General features: G+C 44.8%; 17 protein-coding genes and 1 pseudogene. 11 read left to right on the forward strand and 7 right to left on the reverse strand.

The genetic code is table 11. From position 1 onward, the window contains the following. A pseudogene (locus R7041_RS06950) lies at nt 1-369 on the forward strand (hypothetical protein); the annotation flags it as partial. A 90-nt stretch (nt 370-459) separates the two neighbouring features. Here the strand turns inward: R7041_RS06950 and R7041_RS06955 are convergent. Then, complete coding sequence (locus R7041_RS06955) at nt 460-1,473, reverse strand: GGDEF domain-containing protein (protein ID WP_005374150.1); 1,014 nt, start codon at nt 1,471-1,473, stop codon at nt 460-462. A 348-nt stretch (nt 1,474-1,821) separates the two neighbouring features. Here R7041_RS06955 and R7041_RS06960 point away from each other — a divergent pair, with 348 nt between their 5' ends. The 3 genes from R7041_RS06960 to R7041_RS06970 are packed head-to-tail and all read left to right on the forward strand — an operon-like array spanning nt 1,822 to nt 5,425. Continuing rightward, nucleotides 1,822-3,174, forward strand: coding sequence for a DASH family cryptochrome (locus tag R7041_RS06960; RefSeq protein WP_206949462.1), 1,353 nt, complete (start codon nt 1,822-1,824; stop codon nt 3,172-3,174). Next, nucleotides 3,174-4,718, forward strand: a complete 1,545-nt coding sequence (locus tag R7041_RS06965) for a cryptochrome/photolyase family protein (protein ID WP_005374147.1) — start codon at nt 3,174-3,176, stop codon at nt 4,716-4,718. Before R7041_RS06960 ends, R7041_RS06965 begins: the two co-directional genes overlap by 1 nt. Then, nucleotides 4,718-5,425: an SDR family oxidoreductase gene (locus R7041_RS06970; protein WP_206949459.1), complete on the forward strand. Its 708-nt coding sequence runs from the start codon at nt 4,718-4,720 to the stop codon at nt 5,423-5,425. Before R7041_RS06965 ends, R7041_RS06970 begins: the two co-directional genes overlap by 1 nt. Before the next feature lie 61 nt (nt 5,426-5,486). On the opposite strand, the gene R7041_RS06975 is transcribed toward R7041_RS06970, so the two are convergent. Together R7041_RS06975 and msrB are read right to left on the reverse strand one after the other, a co-directional pair. Next, nucleotides 5,487-5,633, reverse strand: a complete 147-nt coding sequence (locus R7041_RS06975; protein WP_005374142.1) for a DUF2256 domain-containing protein — start codon at nt 5,631-5,633, stop codon at nt 5,487-5,489. A gap of 33 nt (nt 5,634-5,666) precedes the next feature. Further along, complete coding sequence (gene msrB, locus R7041_RS06980) at nt 5,667-6,809, reverse strand: peptide-methionine (R)-S-oxide reductase MsrB (protein WP_167415760.1); 1,143 nt, start codon at nt 6,807-6,809, stop codon at nt 5,667-5,669. Nucleotides 6,810-7,011: 202 nt separating this feature from the next. On the opposite strand from msrB, the gene R7041_RS06985 reads away from it, so the two are divergent. From R7041_RS06985 to R7041_RS07005, 5 genes are all read left to right on the forward strand, one after another. Beyond that, entirely contained in the window at nt 7,012-7,410 is a 399-nt protein-coding gene (locus R7041_RS06985) for an OsmC family protein (protein ID WP_172563698.1), read from the forward strand. A 129-nt stretch (nt 7,411-7,539) separates the two neighbouring features. Further along, entirely contained in the window at nt 7,540-8,094 is a 555-nt protein-coding gene (locus tag R7041_RS06990; RefSeq protein WP_258512352.1) for a sugar O-acetyltransferase, read from the forward strand. A gap of 87 nt (nt 8,095-8,181) precedes the next feature. Continuing rightward, nucleotides 8,182-8,412, forward strand: a complete 231-nt coding sequence (locus tag R7041_RS06995; protein ID WP_085569221.1) for a hypothetical protein — start codon at nt 8,182-8,184, stop codon at nt 8,410-8,412. A gap of 1,035 nt (nt 8,413-9,447) precedes the next feature. Then, on the forward strand, nt 9,448-10,317 hold the full coding sequence (locus R7041_RS07000) for a hypothetical protein (protein ID WP_005384146.1): 870 nt from the start codon (nt 9,448-9,450) through the stop codon (nt 10,315-10,317). A 31-nt stretch (nt 10,318-10,348) separates the two neighbouring features. Then, nucleotides 10,349-14,467 (forward strand): M66 family metalloprotease, encoded by a 4,119-nt coding sequence (locus R7041_RS07005; protein WP_054574510.1) that lies wholly within the window; start codon nt 10,349-10,351, stop codon nt 14,465-14,467. A 70-nt stretch (nt 14,468-14,537) separates the two neighbouring features. On the opposite strand, the gene R7041_RS07010 is transcribed toward R7041_RS07005, so the two are convergent. The 4 genes from R7041_RS07010 to R7041_RS07025 form a co-directional block, all read right to left on the reverse strand. Continuing rightward, entirely contained in the window at nt 14,538-14,720 is a 183-nt protein-coding gene (locus R7041_RS07010; protein ID WP_005393690.1) for a hypothetical protein, read from the reverse strand. A gap of 164 nt (nt 14,721-14,884) precedes the next feature. Further along, nucleotides 14,885-15,571, reverse strand: a complete 687-nt coding sequence (locus tag R7041_RS07015; RefSeq protein WP_005497912.1) for a helix-turn-helix transcriptional regulator — start codon at nt 15,569-15,571, stop codon at nt 14,885-14,887. A 47-nt stretch (nt 15,572-15,618) separates the two neighbouring features. Next, the gene (locus R7041_RS07020; RefSeq protein WP_054574511.1) at nt 15,619-15,933 is read right to left on the reverse strand and encodes a hypothetical protein; all 315 of its coding nucleotides are present in this window, start codon (nt 15,931-15,933) and stop codon (nt 15,619-15,621) included. A 115-nt stretch (nt 15,934-16,048) separates the two neighbouring features. Continuing rightward, a complete protein-coding gene (locus R7041_RS07025) occupies nt 16,049-16,972 on the reverse strand; it encodes a LysR family transcriptional regulator (protein WP_053307145.1) in 924 nt (307 codons plus the stop codon). A 138-nt stretch (nt 16,973-17,110) separates the two neighbouring features. On the opposite strand from R7041_RS07025, the gene yjjG reads away from it, so the two are divergent. Beyond that, nucleotides 17,111-17,785 (forward strand): pyrimidine 5'-nucleotidase, encoded by a 675-nt coding sequence (gene yjjG, locus R7041_RS07030; protein WP_005374109.1) that lies wholly within the window; start codon nt 17,111-17,113, stop codon nt 17,783-17,785. Nucleotides 17,786-17,836: 51 nt separating this feature from the next. Next, nucleotides 17,837-18,376 carry an NUDIX domain-containing protein gene (locus R7041_RS07035; protein ID WP_172563700.1) on the forward strand — a complete coding sequence of 180 codons (540 nt, stop codon included), beginning with the start codon at nt 17,837-17,839 and terminating at the stop codon, nt 18,374-18,376. Nucleotides 18,377-18,445: the final 69 nt, after the last annotated feature.

Consider the following 18,445-nt stretch of genomic DNA (forward strand, 5'->3'; position numbering starts at 1 on the left):
GCTTATTTCAAAGACGGTACACACAGCGGCCTGAAAAGCCCAAAACACTTCGTGGCGTACACTGGTGAAAAGGAAGATCCAAAGTCTATTTTGTTCAAAGATGATTCGGGCAATCATGTAGAAGTGCTGTTTGGCTGTCATAAAGGCACTGGTTGCGTGGAATTAGTGGACATTGATGATATTCAATTGGAAACTCGCACGACGTTTCATCCTGAACTAACTGGCAATGCACCAACCGCGATGCGCCATTGGATAAGTCTAATCAAAGGCGACAAAAAAGGTAAGCCGATGGCATGCAGTGAAGATAAAGAATATACCGCAAAAAATGGTGACGACTACATTCTAAGTTACTGCTACAGCGTCGATTAAGATACTCATGATTGGATACAAAACCCCCGCACTTTACGTCGCGGGGTTTTCTTTTTCATCATAAAAGTCGTTTTCGCTTAGTCAGTTTATTTAAATTGGCATCACGCGGTTACGACCGAGTTGTTTTGCTTCATAAAGCTGTTTATCGGCTTTATTGATTAAGGCTTCAGGCGTATCACCCGGCTCAAATTCTGCTACCCCAAAAGAAGCGGTAATGCTGTGAACTTGTGTGCCTGAGCGCTTATCTCTGATACGCAGTTTTTCTATCATCCGGCGTAGTGTGTCTGCATATTGGCGAGCAATTCGCAGAGATTTGTTAGGTACAATTAACGCGAATTCTTCACCACCAAAACGGTACGCACATATCCCATCTCGACAGCTTTGTTGTAGCCGGCGGGCAATGGCTTTTAATACTGTATCGCCAAAAAGGTGCCCGTAATTGTCGTTAAATGATTTGAAATGATCGATATCAAGCATGATCAAGGTCATTGCCTGATTTGATGCAATAAGTGAAGAGAGATCTTTGTCAAATGCTCGGCGGTTGTATAGGTTTGACAAACCATCGAACAACGCATCTTGCTGTACTTCAGCCAGTTGGTTTTTGAGGCGAGAAATTTCTTCACTCGCGTTAGTCAATTGGCTATTCAAAAACTTTGTTGAGTGACGAATTTCGTGTGACTCTGCGACAAGTTGACGAATCACTACCATCACTTCTTCAATGCTTAGGCTATTGTCCTCAACTTTTTCCAGTTTATTAAAGCTTTTGTCTACCATCTCAGAAAAGGAGGAAGTATCTGAAATTGTATCGCTCATTGAACTGGATACTTCATGTAGCAGAACTTCTACATTGGTTCTAAGATCTTCAAGGCTGGTTTCTGCTTTGCTGGCCACATAGTTGTTGTAAAGCTGTTTATTGGTTGCTGGCGGGCAAATACCGTAGTTTTCTAACACCGTGTCTAACTCAAAGTTGAGTTCTGGAATGGTCTTGTCAACGTAGGTATACCAAAGCGCGTAGTTGGCTGGCGTGGCAGCAACATGGTTTTTGATCATCAGTGGGACCGCTTTTTTTAAATTAGCGGTTGATTTCTTAAACTCGTCGGTCATTTCTGCGATGGTACTAGCAAAATGGGATTGGGCTTAGATTAACGGATATTAACTAATGTCGCTTTAATTTTTATCACTTTTGCATGGTTTATATAGAAAATGAGTGATTAAGATCGTGATCAATACCGTTGGATTCAAATTTTATAAAATATCAGTATGAAACATGTACAGGCATTTGGTGGTATTGCGTGTTTGAGATATCCAGCAAATGGATTCCGTGTGAACGTTAGTAACCTAATGATCGTCAAACTCTCGTTTTCGTATAAAAGCAAGTAAATCAAAAGGCTTAACGTCAGGGTCTCCGTGAAAAGAACTCGTAGACGAAGAATTAACATCTGAGGGTGCGAATTGAAAAAGAAAATAGGACTTTATTGGTTCACGAACGACTTGCGATTGCACGACAACCCACTGTTGAAAAGCGCCAGTGTAGAAATGGACGAGTTAATTTGCTTGTATTGCTACCCTTCAATGACGCCTTACTTGCATCACTTTGCGCAGGAAGCCTCTTTCGGGCGTGCGAAATTGCAGTTTCTCGACGCATCGCTTAGTGAACTCAATCAATCTTTGAATCACCTTGGTCAGCGATTATGGGCGGTTGAACTAACGCCCGATCAAGCAATCAAGTATGCTGTTAATCGCTTCGGCGTCACACATATATATGCTGACGCCTTTCCCGGTTCGGATGAGCAACAAGCGTTAGATCGCGTAGCTGAAGGCGCTTCTCATGTAAAAATAAAACAGCAAGCAATCCGGACCCTGTTAAGGGAAGAACAACTGCCATTTGACTTGAGCAATCTGCCTACCACTTTCACGCAGTTTAGAAAGCAAGTTGAAGGTTTAGACATCTCTCGGCCCCACGAGAGTATCCGTTCGTTACCTCCAATTCCTTTAGGTGTGAATCTTCCTTCCGTTACTGCATATTACTTTGACGCAAAAGCTGCGTTTCATGGTGGAGAAAGCCGCGGGCTTGAACATTGTCGCCAGTATTTTGCTTCCACACTAGCCAGTGAATACAAACAAACACGCAACGGTTTAGATGGCATGGATTACTCCACCAAGTTCTCTCCTTGGTTAGCTCATGGGTGCGTTTCTCCGAAAACTATTTATGCCATGTTGAAACGTTATGAAGCGGAGAATGGTGCAAATGATTCAACCTACTGGATTTACTTCGAACTGCTTTGGCGTGAATACTTTTATTGGTATGCCCGTCGACACAAGCGACAGCTCTTCCGATTCGGTGGCATCCAAAATCGAGCACCACTCACCAGCTTTTACGCGCACCGTTTTCAACAATGGAAGAAAGGTGAAACGCCATTTCCTATCGTCAATGCGTGTATGCACCAACTTAATGAAACGGGTTATATGTCGAATCGTGGCAGACAGTTAGTTGCCAGTTGTTTGGTGCATGAGCTTGGCCTCGATTGGCGTTATGGCGCGGCGTACTTTGAGTCACAACTGGTCGATTACGATGTGGCATCAAACTGGGGAAATTGGCAATACTTAGCAGGCGTTGGTGCTGATCCGCGTGGTTCACGACAATTCAACCTCGAAAAGCAAACCGAAATGTACGACCCGCACATGGAGTTCATCGATAGGTGGCAAGGTCGTTGTTCTGGCGCGCATTTGGATAGTGTAGACATGGTCGATTGGCCGATTGTGATGGGCAGCAGTGACAAAGCTTCGTCATCGGAGAAACCGTAATGCAATTTGAAACCGTACGATTGATCTTGGGCGATCAACTTAACAGTGAGCACTCTTGGTTTCAGCAACCGGATGAGCAAGTGCTTTACCTGATTGCGGAGCTCAAGCAAGAGAATACTTACGTCACGCATCATATTCAGAAAGTGTGTGCGTTCTTTTCCGCAATGGAACAGTTTGCGAAAGAGCGTCAGAGTGAAGGTCACCAAGTTCTGCACCTCACGTTGGATGACACACAATCCTTCGACGATCTTGAGCAAGTCTTGCAACACTACGCGAGTGAAGTTGGTGCAAGTAAGTTTGAATATCAACGCCCGGACGAATACCGTCTTCTGGAGCAGTTAGCCAAACTAAAGCTTGATGGGGTCGTGACGCGTTGTGTCGACTCGGAACATTTTTTGTTGCCGTTTGAGGAAATAGAATCGCAGTTTCCTCAAGGTAAACACATCATGATGGAGCACTTTTACCGCCGTATGCGCAAGCGCTTCGACATCTTGATGCAAGACGGAAAGCCCGTCGGCGGAAAATGGAATTACGATGCCAATAATCGTAACAAGCTCAAAGCCAAAGACATTGAACAACTGCCACAACCTTTGATGTTCAGTACTGACATCCACGGCATTATTGAGCGGCTGGCACGACATGACATCAAAACCATCGGAAATCTCGAAGGGGACTTGTTGTGGCCGATTAATCGCGCGCAAAGCCTCTCTTTACTCGCGCATTTCTGCCAAGTCTGTCTGCCGTTATTCGGACGTTTTCAAGATGCCATGACAGGCCAGCACGACGCTAAGTGGAGCTTGTATCACAGCCGAATTTCATTCTCGCTTAACAGCAAATTACTGCACCCGAGAGAAGTCATTGATGCTTCACTCAAGGCATTTCATTCCAACGCGGACATCGACATTTCTCAAGTTGAAGGGTTTATTCGCCAAATCTTAGGATGGCGAGAGTACATTCGAGGGGTCTATTGGGCGAACATGCCTCATTACCCGAAAAACAACGAATTGGGCGCAGAAAGAAAGCTGCCAGATTTCTTCTGGAATGGTGAAACTAAAATGGCTTGTATGCGCAATGCGATTGGGCAGTCCCTCGATTACGCCTACGCACACCACATCCAACGATTGATGGTCACTGGTAACTTTTGCTTGCTAACCGAGATCGACCCAGATCAAGTGGATGAGTGGTATCTCGGTATCTATGTTGATGCGATTGAATGGGTCGAAATGCCGAACACACGTGGCATGGCATTGTTTGCGGATGGCGGCATTGTTGGCACCAAACCTTACGCGGCGAGTGGTTCTTACATCAACAAAATGAGCGACTACTGTAAGGGTTGCCATTACGACAATAAGGCGAGGAGTGGGGAAGGATCGTGTCCGTTTAACAGCCTTTATTGGCGCTTTATGAACAAACACGACAAGCGCCTCGCAGCCAATCCACGAATCGGGATGATTTTCCGCTCTTGGGACAACATGGAAGAACAACAACGCCAAGCGATTCTTGATACCGCAGAGCACTACATAGAAAACGTGGAGAACTTGTGATGGAAATACTCATCGTCGGTGGCAATGGTGGAATTGGTTTGGCGATGGTGAGAGAAGCCGCAGCTCGGTTTCCTCAAGCTCGCGTGCATGCCACTTATCGTAAGCAGCAACCAGATTGGCAACACCCAAATGTCGTTTGGCATCAAGTGGATGTAGCGCAAGACGAGCAGGTAAAAGCGTTCAGTGAGCAGATTGAACACGTCGATTGGTTGGTGAACTGTGTTGGTATGTTGCACACCCAAGAGAAAGGTCCTGAGAAGAATCTTAGCTCGCTCGACGCAGACTTCTTTCAGCAAACCATCACGGTTAATACTTTGCCAAGTTTGCTGTTGGCGAAATACTTCACGCCCAAGCTAAAGCGCAGTACTGCACCCAAGTTTGCGACCATTTCGGCCAAAGTTGGCAGCATTAGCGATAATCAGTTAGGTGGTTGGTACAGCTATCGAGCATCGAAAGCCGCATTAAACATGTTCCTAAAAACCATGTCGATCGAATGGCAAAGAGTGGTCAAACATGGCACGGTGCTTTCACTTCACCCTGGCACCACAGATACCGCTTTGTCGGCACCTTTTCAAACCAATGTGCCAGAGGGAAAGCTGTTCACGCCAGAGCGAGTTGCTAAGGATTTATTAGGCTTGATAGAAAAAGCAACCCCGCAAGATAGCGGGGCGTTTTGGGCTTATGATGGGACGTTATTACCTTGGTAAGAGAACGCGTACAAACGTTAATACAAATGAAATAACATACTCCAGATAGGGTCGGAGTGACCTACGTTTTCGTTGATTTATTTCTTCGGCAACGCTCAGAACAATAAACGATTTCCTCCCAATTTCGCGCCCACTTCTTTCTCCAAGAAAATGGGCGCTGACAGACCGGACAGACTTTCATGGGAAGGTTGGATTTAAAACCTTTCATCGCGCTGAATGTTCACTCCTAATTTGGTTAAAACTACTTATCAAATAGGTACAGGTAATCGCCGTAGCCTAAACTCGCCATCTTGTTCACAGGTACAAATTTCATCGCAGCAGAGTTCATGCAATAGCGTAATCCCGTCGGCTTCGGACCATCTTTAAACACATGACCTAGGTGTGAATCACCAAACTTACTGCGGATCTCCGTTCTAGGGTAGAGTAGTTTATAATCGGTTTTCTCCACGATGTAACCCGGGTTAATTGGTCGAGTAAAGCTTGGCCAACCTGTGCCAGATTTGTATTTATCAGTAGAAGAAAATAGCGGTTCACCGGTCACAATATCCACATAAATTCCCGCTTCTTTGTTGTCCCAGTATTCATTATCAAACGGACGCTCCGTGCCTTCTTCTTGCGTCACGTAATACTGTAGCTCTGTTAAGTTTGATTTGATTTCAGACTGAGCAGGCTTACTGTACACTTTCACTTTCGAAAGCAGCTTTTTTTCTTCAATCAACTGTCGAAGTGTTTTAGGGCTTTCTTTTCGATCTTCACCAAATACTTCGTCGAGATATTTATCGCGACCTGATGCGTAGCGGTAGTATTTGTACTTCAGGCTACTCTTCTTGTAGTAATCCTGATGATACGACTCCGCAGGGTAAAACTTTTCAAACTCGATCAGCTCTGTTTTCAACGGTTTTGGATAGATCATCGCCTTGTCGATTTCCATCATAAACTGCTTAGCAATCTGCTTTTGCTCCGCATTATGATAGAAGATCGCCGGACGGTATTGAGGACCACGGTCAACAAATGAACCTTTATCGTCGGTAGGGTCGATATGACGGAAGAAGTAATCCAGCACTTGTTCGTAGTTCACAACAGCAGGATCGTACTTCACCTCAATCACTTCAATATGACCAGATTTACCAGAAGAGACTTGGCGGTAAGTCGGGTTTTCAATATGACCACCTGAATAACCTGATACAACATCGATTACGCCGGGCAGTTGCTCTAAATCCGATTCTGTACACCAGAAACAACCGCCAGCTAGCGTTGCGATTCTTGTATTCTCTGAAGCCTTCAGCTTATCCATCGTATCGGCGGTACCTGTTTTACTCAATAGTAGAAACAAGACTGGAAGTGCGAAGGAGAAACCGGCCAATAACTTAGACATATTCTTCATAGCTACCTCATCGTTATTTTTGTAGAAAGTGTTACTTAAATAAAAAGTGTTACGTATAGAGAAAGGTAACCGAGCGAAAAAATTACAGTAATGTTGAAAATTCCGTTGCCCTTTTATGCGATAGGGCTAAAGTATCGACAAGAAACACACCGCTAGTAAGGGCAACGATGCCTTGAATAAGCGATGCTAAATGAGGTAAATCATGCAAGCTGAAGTTAAATGGATAGAAGATTTTAAATTCCTTGGGCAATCTCAGTCGGGCCACTCCGTAGTGATGGATGGCAATGGTGGTGCAACCGCACCAAGCCCAATGGAAATGGTACTAATGGCTGCTGGTGGCTGTAGCTCTGTCGATGTTGTTGATGGTTTGAAAACAGCAGGCCAAAAGGTTTCGTCAGTTAATGCCAAGCTAACCACAGAGCGTCGTGAAACCGCACCGCGTATCTTTACGCAAGTGAATATCCACTTTGAAGTGTCAGGTGACGAGCTTGACCCAGCAGTCGTAGCAAAAGTGGCGGCTGACTCGCTAGAAAAATACTGCTCGGTTTGCTTAATGCTAGGTGAAGGTGTTGAGATGACCCACAGCTGGGAAATTGTGTAAGCCGACAGACTCCACAAAATATAAAAACAGGAAAGAGAAAAGTCCGGGCTTTTCTCTTTTTTTATTTCGCAATTCACGTACCTTGTGAAGAATCTGAAAGCAGTAATTGCAGGTTGTAGGAGTCTTCCAGTGACAGAACTAGAAAAAATGATGTCTGGCCAGGTCTTTGATGGCATGGACAAAGAAATTGACGCCATTAGAAGCCATGCTCTTCAAGCACTTAGAGCACTTAATAATAACACCGACGAAAGTCAGCGCGACGAATTGCAAAAGCAGCTATTTGGCAAGGTAGGCCGTTGTATTGTCCAGTCCCCTTTTCATTGTGAATTTGGTAAGACCATCGAAATAGGTGAAGAAACCTTTATCAACATGAACGTGGTCATGCTCGATGGTGCCAAAATTACCATCGGGAACCACGTGCTCATTGGACCGAGCGTGCAATTTTATACCGCTTCTCATTCTGTTGATTACCGAAGTCGTCGACGTTGGGAAACGTTTTGTAAACCTATCACGATTGAAGATGATGTGTGGATTGGCGGAAATTCCGTCATCAACCAAGGTGTAACAGTTGGCGCTCGCTCGGTGATTGCGGCGAACTCGGTCGTTAACCATGATGTGCCGCCAGATTGTCTATACGGAGGCACGCCAGCTAAGTTGATTCATCGTCTCAACGAAGAAGAGTAAGAATCGATAGTGATGGCATGATGACTCGCTTTACAGGCGTAAGAGAATCATGCCAGCAGAAAGGGATAATTCATCAAGGAGTCTAAGATGTCGAACAAGACAGAAGTCCTCATGTGCCCTACATGTGGGGTAGAAACGCATCATGTCGTGGTGTTAGTTAGAAAAAAAAGTGGTTTTGAAGGTGATAAAAATCGCAAAAAGAAAGAGTTCATCGCTGGCTTTCTCAAAAGTGTAGTATTCGGCGCCTTCCTTGCCTCTATGGATGAATTTGAACGTCATTTGATCTGCGAAAACTGTGGTCATAAAACCATTCAATAGTAACTGATAGTCCTTCTTTCTCTGCATAAGTTCATAAGTGCGGTTTGAAGCACTGGTTATTCAAGTCGCATCATCCTCTTTTAGTGCTTTTGCTCTTCTTGTGTTCCTCTCTCAAATATGAGTCACATCAGTACGCATTTTAACCGCTTGGATACAGATAACTCACTGCTATATATAATAAATTTTGGTGAGAAATACGTGTTTCAGCTCGATGTTTAAACTCTGTTCTATCGACACGTTTTGGGTCAGTAAACACTTAAATTTCGTTTGCTTTATGTTGTATGTAGCGCAATTGTGTGAAATTGGTCACATTAACGTTTAATTTATAAAAAAATAATTAATGAATAGTAATTCACAAATATGCTGACCGTATGTGCTATTTAGTTTTGATTTATCTTTTGTGTATTCACTTGGTGAATGTTTTTTTGTTTTTAGATTGACTAAAGGTTTGATTTTCTATTCAAACTTGTGAAAGGTTGAATGGATATATTAGAAAACATGAATTTGATCTTGTTTCTATCTTTTGTTTTAAATGCGAAATTCATTATTAACAACGGATGGTTTTGATGATTTCTCTTATGTGTATCCCACCAATTTTAGAAATTGAAAATTAAACTCTCTCAATACAATAACGACTAAAATTAAACGGAATGATGTTCTTGTATTTTTATTGTATTTTAACTTATACATTTTTACTCATTCATTTTAACTGTTTTTGTTGATTTTAAGTTGTTGATAATAATTGTCTTTTAACTTTTGTTTTAATGACGTTGCTTTGCTGCTTCTTTAATGTTGTGGTGTGTGGCTTTATTTATAAAAAGTCATTTTAAAGTACGTTTTTAAGCAAAGTAGAACGCAACAATACTCAGATAAATAGTATTAAAAAGTTAAATAAGGATTTAACCATAAGAGTAATTTTATGGTTGATAGGTTTATTGGGGTTGATTATCTGAATTTTTATGGAATTTCATCCCAATAATCTGTTTGTCTTTAAGTTTATTCAAATGAACTTAATTCTCATGGAAGTTTCAAAACATGCAGCACACAACAAAGTGGATGATGACGCCGCTTGCAATGTTGTTGGGTACGCTGTTTTCAGCGCCATCATTCGCGGTGGAAACGAGTGTAATTGATAGCACTAGCACGCCTGAATCTACACAAAATGAAGGAGATACGTCCTGTATTGTTTGTAAGTTTAGTGGGGCCGTTTACCTATCTTACGATACAAACATTTACGATAAAGACGACTACCGTTCTGTCCGCAATTTCTCGTGGGGAGGCGATCTCGTTTATTCCTTTTCGAGCGACACAAAAGCCTATTTTTCTACGGGGGGCTATCGTGCCCTAGAAGATGAAGTCGGCACCTACGCGACAGATTCGGTGTTGGGCTTGCAATACACGAACCTATATCGCTTTGGAGATACAGGGAAAATCGGCGTTGCGGGTCAGCTCACCATTCCAACTTCAGAAACATCTCGTAAAGATGAACTGCACACCGCGGTTCGTTTAGATGTGCCGATCTCTTTTTCAGCTTGGAGCGTCGATTTTTCGGTTTCGCCAAGACTGAGAAAAAATTTCCACGAATACAAAACCATGGGTGGACGCTCGCTGACTGAGTGGACTTACTCGTTGTTTGCTGTTGCGGAAAAGTCGTGGGAATCGTTCGCAGTGGGGATTACGGCGTTAGGTGGTAACAGCATCAGTTATCAAGGTACGCGCAGAAGCAGTTGGCAGTATGAGGGGGCGTTGTACGGCACATACGAGTTTGATGAAAGCTGGTCATTGCTACTCGCGGCATCATCAACGGGTTTCTATCAAGATGCAGAGCGAGGCACCTTGGGCAACATCGATTTGTTGGACCAAGAGAAAGCGTCTTACATCGTGACAGTGACTTACTCCTTCTAGGAAAACTACAACAATTAAGGATATCCAAATAATGTTTAAAAAATTGACTCTGGTGTCAGCAATAACGGCCGCACTTGCAGGCTGTGGCGCAGATGATCAGGCGTATGACTATGTCGAAAGAGATGCAAAAGAAGTCGCAGTAAAAGATCTTAAAGACGGTCGTTGGTTTTACGTTCCGACGACTGGTGCCGCTCCACGCTTTGCTCTTAACCAATTCCCATTCTTACAAGGTTCACCTCGTTACGTTGAGCTTTGTTTTACCAAAGAAGGTCTGGAAGTTCGCAGTTACGATAAAAACTACCCAGACGCGCATCTAAGCAAAGATGCTAATAACTACTGCGGTGAAGAGAAATTTGTCGCAGACGACGACGGCGTTAACTTCGCGCAAGTGCTGACGATTCCGGGTGACTTTGCGGCGTATCGCTGTCAAGAAGACGCGCATGGTGATTGCACCAACAAAGAAGAAACCAACGAAGACGCAAGCCTAAACTACAAGAAGAAAACCCACTTCACTCCTCGCCCTGAAGATCTCGAAATTGCAGAATTCAATATGGAAGATCTGTATGGCATTACCGAGGGCATTGATGAAATTGGCGCACCACGATTGATCTCGTGGGACTTTGACCCTAAAAACGGTCTTCTCAATTTCGAACTAGAGCGCACGTTCCGTATCGATTTAGATAATATTTCTGACTACATCAACTTTGCAACGAAAGCGAGCTTGGATGAAGCGCTTGTGGATGGCGCGTTTAAATCTCGTTTCTACTACTCGTTAGTGCACGAAAGTGAAGTGGCAACCGAAGGTTACCAACCGATCTTGTACCCAGTGGGTGATGAGAACGACATTGGTTTCTTCACCACATCGACGAAAAAGCTTAACCCAGTCACGAATAAATACGACCGTGATGTGGTTTACCTCAATCGTTTCAACCCAGATCAAGGCTCTATCAAATATTACTTGAGCGACAATTTCTTTGAAGAGAAGAACAAGTTGTTCTTGGATGCAACGCTGCAATCGATCGACAAGATGAACCAAGCGCTGAATGTATTTGGGGCGGATGCAGGCAAGCCTGAAATCGAGATTGTGAACAAAACCAAAGCGGCTGGTATTCACCCAGGAGATCTGCGTTACAACGTGATTAACCTGATTGACGAGCCTTTAGCTAACGGTCTGCTTGGCTATGGCCCGTCGGTTTCTAACCCGATGACGGGGGAAATCATCAAAGGCCACGTGAACCAATACGCAGGCGTTGCAAGAACGGGTGTGCCTTTCTATTGGGACAACTTGGCGCGTTTCTATAATCGTAATCAACTGGACTTAGATGGCTTAGATCCATTGCCAACCAGCAGCGAATCTGTGAAAACAGAAGTCGCGGATAGAATTGAAGCGCTTTCTACAATGGCGGCGATGGCGAGCCTGAAATCGGATGAAAACATTCATGCGCCGCTCGTTTCAAAAGAAGACATCGTTTCTGGAAAAGCAGCGACGAAGAGCCCAACTCAGCTAATGAAAAACTTCAATGATGACATGGAGTTTGAAAAGGTGGTTGAAGCTGAAGAGAACCGTTTGTCTTTCTGGGCAGAGAACAACGTCTATCCAATCGAAGCGTCGTGGGTTTCTTCAACCAACAAGGCCATGTTGGACAACTTGAAGTTGGATGACGAGCGTTACTTTGAGATCAAACTCGATGACGCAGGTAACGAAGTATCGCGTCAGCTTAAGCGTTGGAAATACCTACCAAAAGAGTTGCAAGTGAAAGCCGCAGATGCGATTACGGTTGCGACTTACAGCAATACGCTTGTTCACGAGCTTGGTCATAACATGGGTCTGCGCCATAACTTTAAAGGCTCAAATGACAAAGCGAACTACTACACGCTAGAGCAAGCGCATCAACTTGGTTTGAACAACATTCCTGCTTACAGTTCGACAATGGACTACGCACCAAGCATGTTGGATGAAACGCCAACTTGGGGTCTGTACGACATTGCGGCGTTTAAGTTTGGCTACGGTCGTAAAGTCGAGACGATTCAAGATTCTTCAGGTTCAGCTCCTGCGCCTGTTGCGAAACCGGCAGACAGTGCGAGCGATGAAGACAAAGCGGCATACGCTCGTTACCTCGCTGATCAGCAAGCCTACCAACAAAGCTTTGCATACAAGTTTGGCAACAATCCAGACAACACATCGCTGATGGTGTGTTCTGAAGTGAAGGCACTAACGGGGAGCGAGAAAGGCAAATCACTCTACAACTGTGACTTCAGCCGATTCGATACCGCCGCGTTGTCTGATGATCCTGAACTGAATGCGAAAACTCGTTATGGCGCACTTTACTACCTAGATAAAGTGAATGAAATTGAGCGTAAGTCTTACGATTTCTGTACCGATGGGAACGTTTCTCTAAACAGCGACTGTAACCGTTTTGACGAAGGTACAAACCTAGAAGAAATTGTTTCTTACGAGTGGCAGAACTATCTCGATAGCTATGATCGACGCAACTTGGAGTTATATGGGACGACGGGATTATTCTCGTCCGATTATCCTGGTTACTTAGTGCGCCGTTATATGGAAATGAGCGCTATCCGTGACAAGATGGAAGATCTTGAGCGCATCGATAACCTGTACACCAATCTTGGTTACACTTCGTCAACGGATAAGCCGGGTGATTTCTTATTGCGCATTGCTTCAAACCCTCAATACTGTAGCGAAGGCAAAGCCGATAACTCATGGTTCTGTGATTACGCGAATGGGGCGAAAAAATCCGCGGCGTTCTTCCTTGATATCTTGCGCACACCAGAGCATCAATGTGTGATAGAAAATGCGGCAGGCAACCAAAAAGTGATTTCTTTTGGTCAACTGTTAGACAACAACTCACACCAAATTCCGGCTGATTACGATCTTTCAACAGCCAGCTGTTTTGATGATTTGGCAGCACGCTTTATCGAAGATTCAGATGAGGGTTATATAGCTGTTGCGGAAACTGCGAATGGACGCTTCCTAAACTCAATTGGTAGCTTTGACCCTGATTATCCTTGGTCAAATGCGGTGTCTGTGTTGGGCAACTGGCCAGACAAAGCGTTGGCGAGCCACTTCTTAGCACGTCGATTCTCGAACCGTTTTACCGATGAGGTGAGCTTTGCATCGCTGCTTGATATCCCTGGGGTGCAAGCTGAATACGAAGACATCATGGGCAACATCGTGGCAAATGACGCGTTAAATACGCCAGTTAAATTGGTGGGTAAAGACGGTAAGGAATACACCAATCTAAAAGGTGTTACCGTGAACCTACACATCACTGAGCAAATGGAGTCCCTACCACCAATGCCTCGTGGTATTGCAAGATTCCTTGATATTGGTGCAGAAGGCCGCGGACGTGTTGGCGATGTCATCTTGAGAATGGGAGTGCGCCAAATGAAGTCTTACGACTACACAGTGAAGACTCGTGGTCAATCTCAGTTTGATACGTTTACGAAGCAGCAAGACCGCTACGGTATTATTGCGGGTGACAAGGTTGAGTTTGTTATCGACGGCGAGAAGTTTGTGGCAACAAAAGCAAACAAGCTGGCTTACGACTACGCAAATCAACTGGTGACGTCCAAAGGTTACGATCTAAAAACGTACCTAGATAGCTATGAGCCTGCAACACTAAACAAGGTCGCAGAGAGCATCGATAGCGCTTGGGGGCCATTCCGAACAGCGATTGTCCCAGCGTTCCACGATCCTGTATTGCTGCTGGATGCGCCAATGGTCAACGCAATGAAGCGAACCATTGATGCGGATATTGCGGCAGGTGTGCTGTCGTTCAGCCAGTCTTTCATCAACTTTACGACAGCGAATGTGACTTCGGGTGATTTGGTCATCGATGCAACTTCGGGCACATTGAGCTATAAAGGTGGTAAAGCGCACGATGAGCTGAAAGCGTTCGAAGCTTACACAGATGCGATGCTTTTGATTTACAACGATCACGCCGAAGACATGATGTTCGCGGTCGACAATGTGTACGCAGGGTACATGGCGTCTTCAGATGCTGACAAAGAACTTTGGCTGAAAGATCTCAATATGATTCAAGCGTATTTGCGTGGTGATATCGGCGCTGTGGCTGGTGATTACTACAAGATGCTTGATCGCCTACCAACTGCAGTGAGTTTCCAGTAAATAACTCTTAATTCACTCATACAAAGGCCTGCAGCAATGCAGGCCTTTTTCGTCATAGGACTGATAGAATTTAGGAGTGAAAGATGATCTGTCCGTCTTCTGTCATCACAAGTGTCGCTTTGCTTTGTTCGATAAGTTGGGCAGCATAAGAAGGGGTAACGGCCTGCATATCACCTTTAGATCGAAGAGTTAAAGACTCCCACGCTTGATCTCGATATTTCCCTGCTTGGGTGTATTGAATCAGTACTTTCATAGCTTCACGCTCCGGTGTGGTTGACGTGCTACTTAAGTTAACGATCTTAGGTTGGTTGCGCATCTGTTAAAAATGAAACATTAGTTTAACCAAATGTGCCTTTCCAAATATCGCGCATTGAGCAGAGCAATTTAGAATCCTTGTGATGGAAGGATGAAGAACACTCAATCTTTCGATTCATACTGCGCAATATAATGTTTGAGAGATTTGGTTTCCGCACTCTGAAACTCTTCATCGTGCATACGCAGTGCTTGGATACGGTCGAGGCGGAACTGGCGGTAGTCATCGCGCAATTCGCACCAGGCGACCAGCGTCCAGACTTTGCCCCAAAAGAACTGGCCTAACGGTTGGATTTTTCTCTCGGTCACCTGTCCGCTTTCATCTTGGTAATCCAAACTGACTTTAAACTGATGATCAATCGCGTGGCGCAGAAGCTGCCCTCGTTTGGCAGTCTCGGATTGGGTGTGATAATCGGGCACAATCAGCGGACAATCTTCCACTTGTTGTTTGAGCTTATCGGGCAATACCGAAAGTATTTTGGTGGACGCAGAGTGAGACGCTTCGGCGAGTTCGGCATCCGACCAAGCTCGAACCATCCGCATACCCAGTTCAAGCGCCATCATCTCTTTTTCTGAGAACATCAAAGGCGGGAGATGAGAGCCAGCTTGCAACAAGTAGCCGACACCTGCTTCACCTTGAATAGGAACACCAGAACTAAGCAACGACTGAATATCGCGATAAATCGTACGTTCGCTAACTTCCATTCTTTCTGCGAGCTCTTTCGCTGTCACGGCGTAACGCTTTGCGCGCAAAAGCGTCAGTAGCTCAAACAGTCGTTCTGATTTGCTCATGATGTTCCTTATCTAGACCTACTGGTTGTTAGTGGTAGTGCGGCTGATTACTTCTCTAGCTCACTGCACATTTTTAAGTTGTGATGTTTAAGCTCGAAGCTTTCGCAGTCAATCATTGATAACAGAGGCTGAAATTCAGCGGCTTGCTTAAGCTGTTTTCCCGCCTGTTTTGCATCGTCCATTGAACGCCAGTAAATGATGTCTGTCCACACATCGTCCGTCGCTTCGTGACTGAGTGAGCGATACAAAAAGCCTGGCAGATTCTTCACAAACGTTTGTGACTGTCTGGCAGCGGCGATCACGTCTTGCTCTGTTGTGCCTGTGGTTAGACGAAATTGCACAGTTTCGATAACGGTTTCCATATTGTGATTCCTTATTGGTTTTGGCGGATTGCCTGTTGAGTTCCAAATAAGGTTACGCGGATGGAATGTCAGAACATGTCAGTAGTGAAATCTCACTCACTTATCATCAATATGGTTATTTTTCTGGGCTGTTGTAACGATCCCAGTAAGGTAAATCTGTGCCGAGTTTTTCGCTGATAAAATCGATAAAGGCTCTTACTTTCAACGGCATGTGCTTGCGCTCAGGGAACACCGCATAAATGGCGTGTTCTGGTAGAGAATACTCTTCCATCACCGGTTTTAGATTTCCTGCGGCAAAGTCTCTTCCTGCAATAAACGTCGGCAGTTGCGCAATGCCCGAACCTCTTAACAGCAACTGGCGAATGGCTTCGCTGTTATTGACGATAAAGTTTCCTTTTGGAAGCACCTTGTATTCGCTGCCATTGTTGATGAACATCCATTCGACGCCGCCACGGAAATAGGAGTAGCGCAGGCAGTTGTGACCGACTAAATCACTTGGTTTTTGTGGTGTTCCAAACTCCGCTAAGTAATCTGGTGAGGCACAAAGCACACTTTTACAAGGGGCGAGACGTTTTGCGATTAGATTGGAAGAGGTGAGTTCACCAATACGGATCCCCAAATCAAAACCGTCTTTAACCAAATCGACCATTTTGTCTTCGAGGTTTAAATCCACTTCAATTTTCGGGTAACGAGCGAGAAACTCGCTGATCAAAGGCGCGATATGCAGCACACCGAAAGACATCGGCACGGTAATTTTGAGCCGACCTTGTGGAGATCCTTGCAGCTCCGATACCGCGTCCACGCCTTGCTGGGCCAGATTGAGCGCTTGAGAAGCGTACTCAAAATAGCGTTCTCCTGCTTCGGTCAGGCTCAGCTTACGCGTAGTTCGATTAAGGAGACGAATGCCCAAATCGTCTTCTAGTTGGTTGATGCGTTTGCTGATCGCCGATTTCGTCAGATTCAGCTGTTTGGCCGCAAGGGAAAAGCTGCCGCATTCGACAACAGCAACAAAAACGGGCAGGGAGGCAATCGCGTTCACATCAATCTCCTATTATCGTGAAGCATTTATTGTTGAGCACAAGGATACAATTAATTTCCAATTATAGAGATTATCTTCAAGAAGAAAACAATCTAGACTATGCACCAGTATTACGACCTTGATTTTGGGAAGAAGAAAATGAAGTACGATTGGATCCTGTTTGACGCTGACGAAACCTTATTCCACTTTGATGCTTTCAAAGGTTTGCAGCTTATGTTTTCTCGCAAAGGCGTAGATTTTACTGAACAAGATTTTGCTCATTACCAAACCGTAAACAAACCGCTTTGGGTGGATTACCAAGACGGCAAAGTAACGGCAGATGAGCTAAAACATAAGCGTTTTACCGAGTGGGCTGAGAAGTTGAATACCACAACAGCAGATCTCAACAGCGCATTTTTAGAAGCAATGGCCGATATTTGCAGCTTGTTGCCAGGTGCAAAAGAGCTGATGGAAGCGCTGCAAGGCAAAGCTAAAATGGGCATTATCACCAACGGTTTTACAGAGTTGCAAGCGATCCGCCTTGAGCGCACAGGGATGACTGAGTACTTCGATAAAGTGGTGATCTCTGAACAAGTGGGCGTAGCAAAACCGGACTTAGGTATTTTTGAATACGCGATGCAGCAAATGGGCAATCCCTGCAAAACGCGCGTACTGATGGTGGGTGACAACCTGCATTCCGATATTCTGGGTGGTAATAATTTTGGTATTGAAACTTGCTGGTTAAATACCACAGGCGCAAGCGTTGATGAGCGTATCGCACCAAATTACACCGTTGAGTCTTTGAGTGAACTAAAGAACATTTTGGTGGCGTAACCGAATCGGGTATTATTCCACAGTAACCCTCAGAAAAATCAAGGAATAACCATGTCAGACATCAAACAGCTAGACAGCAAAGTCGTTTACCAGAATAAGTGGATGACGGTGCGTGAGGACAAAATTTTACGTCCGAGCGGCGCAGAGGGCATCTATGGTGTGGTCGACAAACCTGATTGTGCTGCGATTCTGGCTATCGATAACGGGATGATTCACTTGGTTCAGCAGTACCGTTACACCGTAGGTCAACGTTGTTGGGAGATCCCACAAGGGGCGTGGGAATCAAACCCAAATGCGGATCATCTTGAGCTTGCCAAAGGCGAGCTGCGTGAAGAAACGGGCATGCAGGCGAGCGCCATGGCGTATGTCGGCGCGCAGTTTATCGCATACGGCTTTTTGAATCAGACATGTCACGTCTATTTCGCCACTGATTTAACGGACGTGGGCAATCAACTCGACAGTGAAGAAGAGGATTTGATCGCTCGTGCTTTTTCGGTTGAGGAGTTCGAACAGATGATGATCGACGGTACGATCAAAGATTGTGTCACCATCGCTGCTTATGGTTTGGCGAAGCTGAAGAAATTCATTTAGTTATTCATTACGATTTTTTAATGAAAACAGCGGCCTAGTGCCGCTGTTTTTAGTTTGGGTGAGCTCGTT

Origin of the sequence: Vibrio sp. 1751 (assembly GCF_033339895.1) — a bacterium.
Classification (GTDB): Bacteria; Pseudomonadota; Gammaproteobacteria; order Enterobacterales; family Vibrionaceae; genus Vibrio; species Vibrio alginolyticus.

Coding starts and splice junctions, on each gene's coding strand:
- R7041_RS06955 (WP_005374150.1), bottom strand. CDS start 1,473: ATGACCGACGAGTTTAAGAAATCAACCGCTAATTTAAAAAAAGCGGTC.
- R7041_RS06965 (WP_005374147.1), top strand. CDS start 3,174: ATGCAATTTGAAACCGTACGATTGATCTTGGGCGATCAACTTAACAGT.
- R7041_RS06970 (WP_206949459.1), top strand. CDS start 4,718: ATGGAAATACTCATCGTCGGTGGCAATGGTGGAATTGGTTTGGCGATG.
- R7041_RS06975 (WP_005374142.1), bottom strand. CDS start 5,633: ATGAAAGGTTTTAAATCCAACCTTCCCATGAAAGTCTGTCCGGTCTGT.
- msrB (WP_167415760.1), bottom strand. CDS start 6,809: ATGAAGAATATGTCTAAGTTATTGGCCGGTTTCTCCTTCGCACTTCCA.
- R7041_RS06985 (WP_172563698.1), top strand. CDS start 7,012: ATGCAAGCTGAAGTTAAATGGATAGAAGATTTTAAATTCCTTGGGCAA.
- R7041_RS06995 (WP_085569221.1), top strand. CDS start 8,182: ATGTCGAACAAGACAGAAGTCCTCATGTGCCCTACATGTGGGGTAGAA.
- R7041_RS07000 (WP_005384146.1), top strand. CDS start 9,448: ATGCAGCACACAACAAAGTGGATGATGACGCCGCTTGCAATGTTGTTG.
- R7041_RS07005 (WP_054574510.1), top strand. CDS start 10,349: ATGTTTAAAAAATTGACTCTGGTGTCAGCAATAACGGCCGCACTTGCA.
- R7041_RS07010 (WP_005393690.1), bottom strand. CDS start 14,720: ATGAAAGTACTGATTCAATACACCCAAGCAGGGAAATATCGAGATCAA.
- R7041_RS07015 (WP_005497912.1), bottom strand. CDS start 15,571: ATGAGCAAATCAGAACGACTGTTTGAGCTACTGACGCTTTTGCGCGCA.
- R7041_RS07020 (WP_054574511.1), bottom strand. CDS start 15,933: ATGGAAACCGTTATCGAAACTGTGCAATTTCGTCTAACCACAGGCACA.
- yjjG (WP_005374109.1), top strand. CDS start 17,111: ATGAAGTACGATTGGATCCTGTTTGACGCTGACGAAACCTTATTCCAC.
- R7041_RS07035 (WP_172563700.1), top strand. CDS start 17,837: ATGTCAGACATCAAACAGCTAGACAGCAAAGTCGTTTACCAGAATAAG.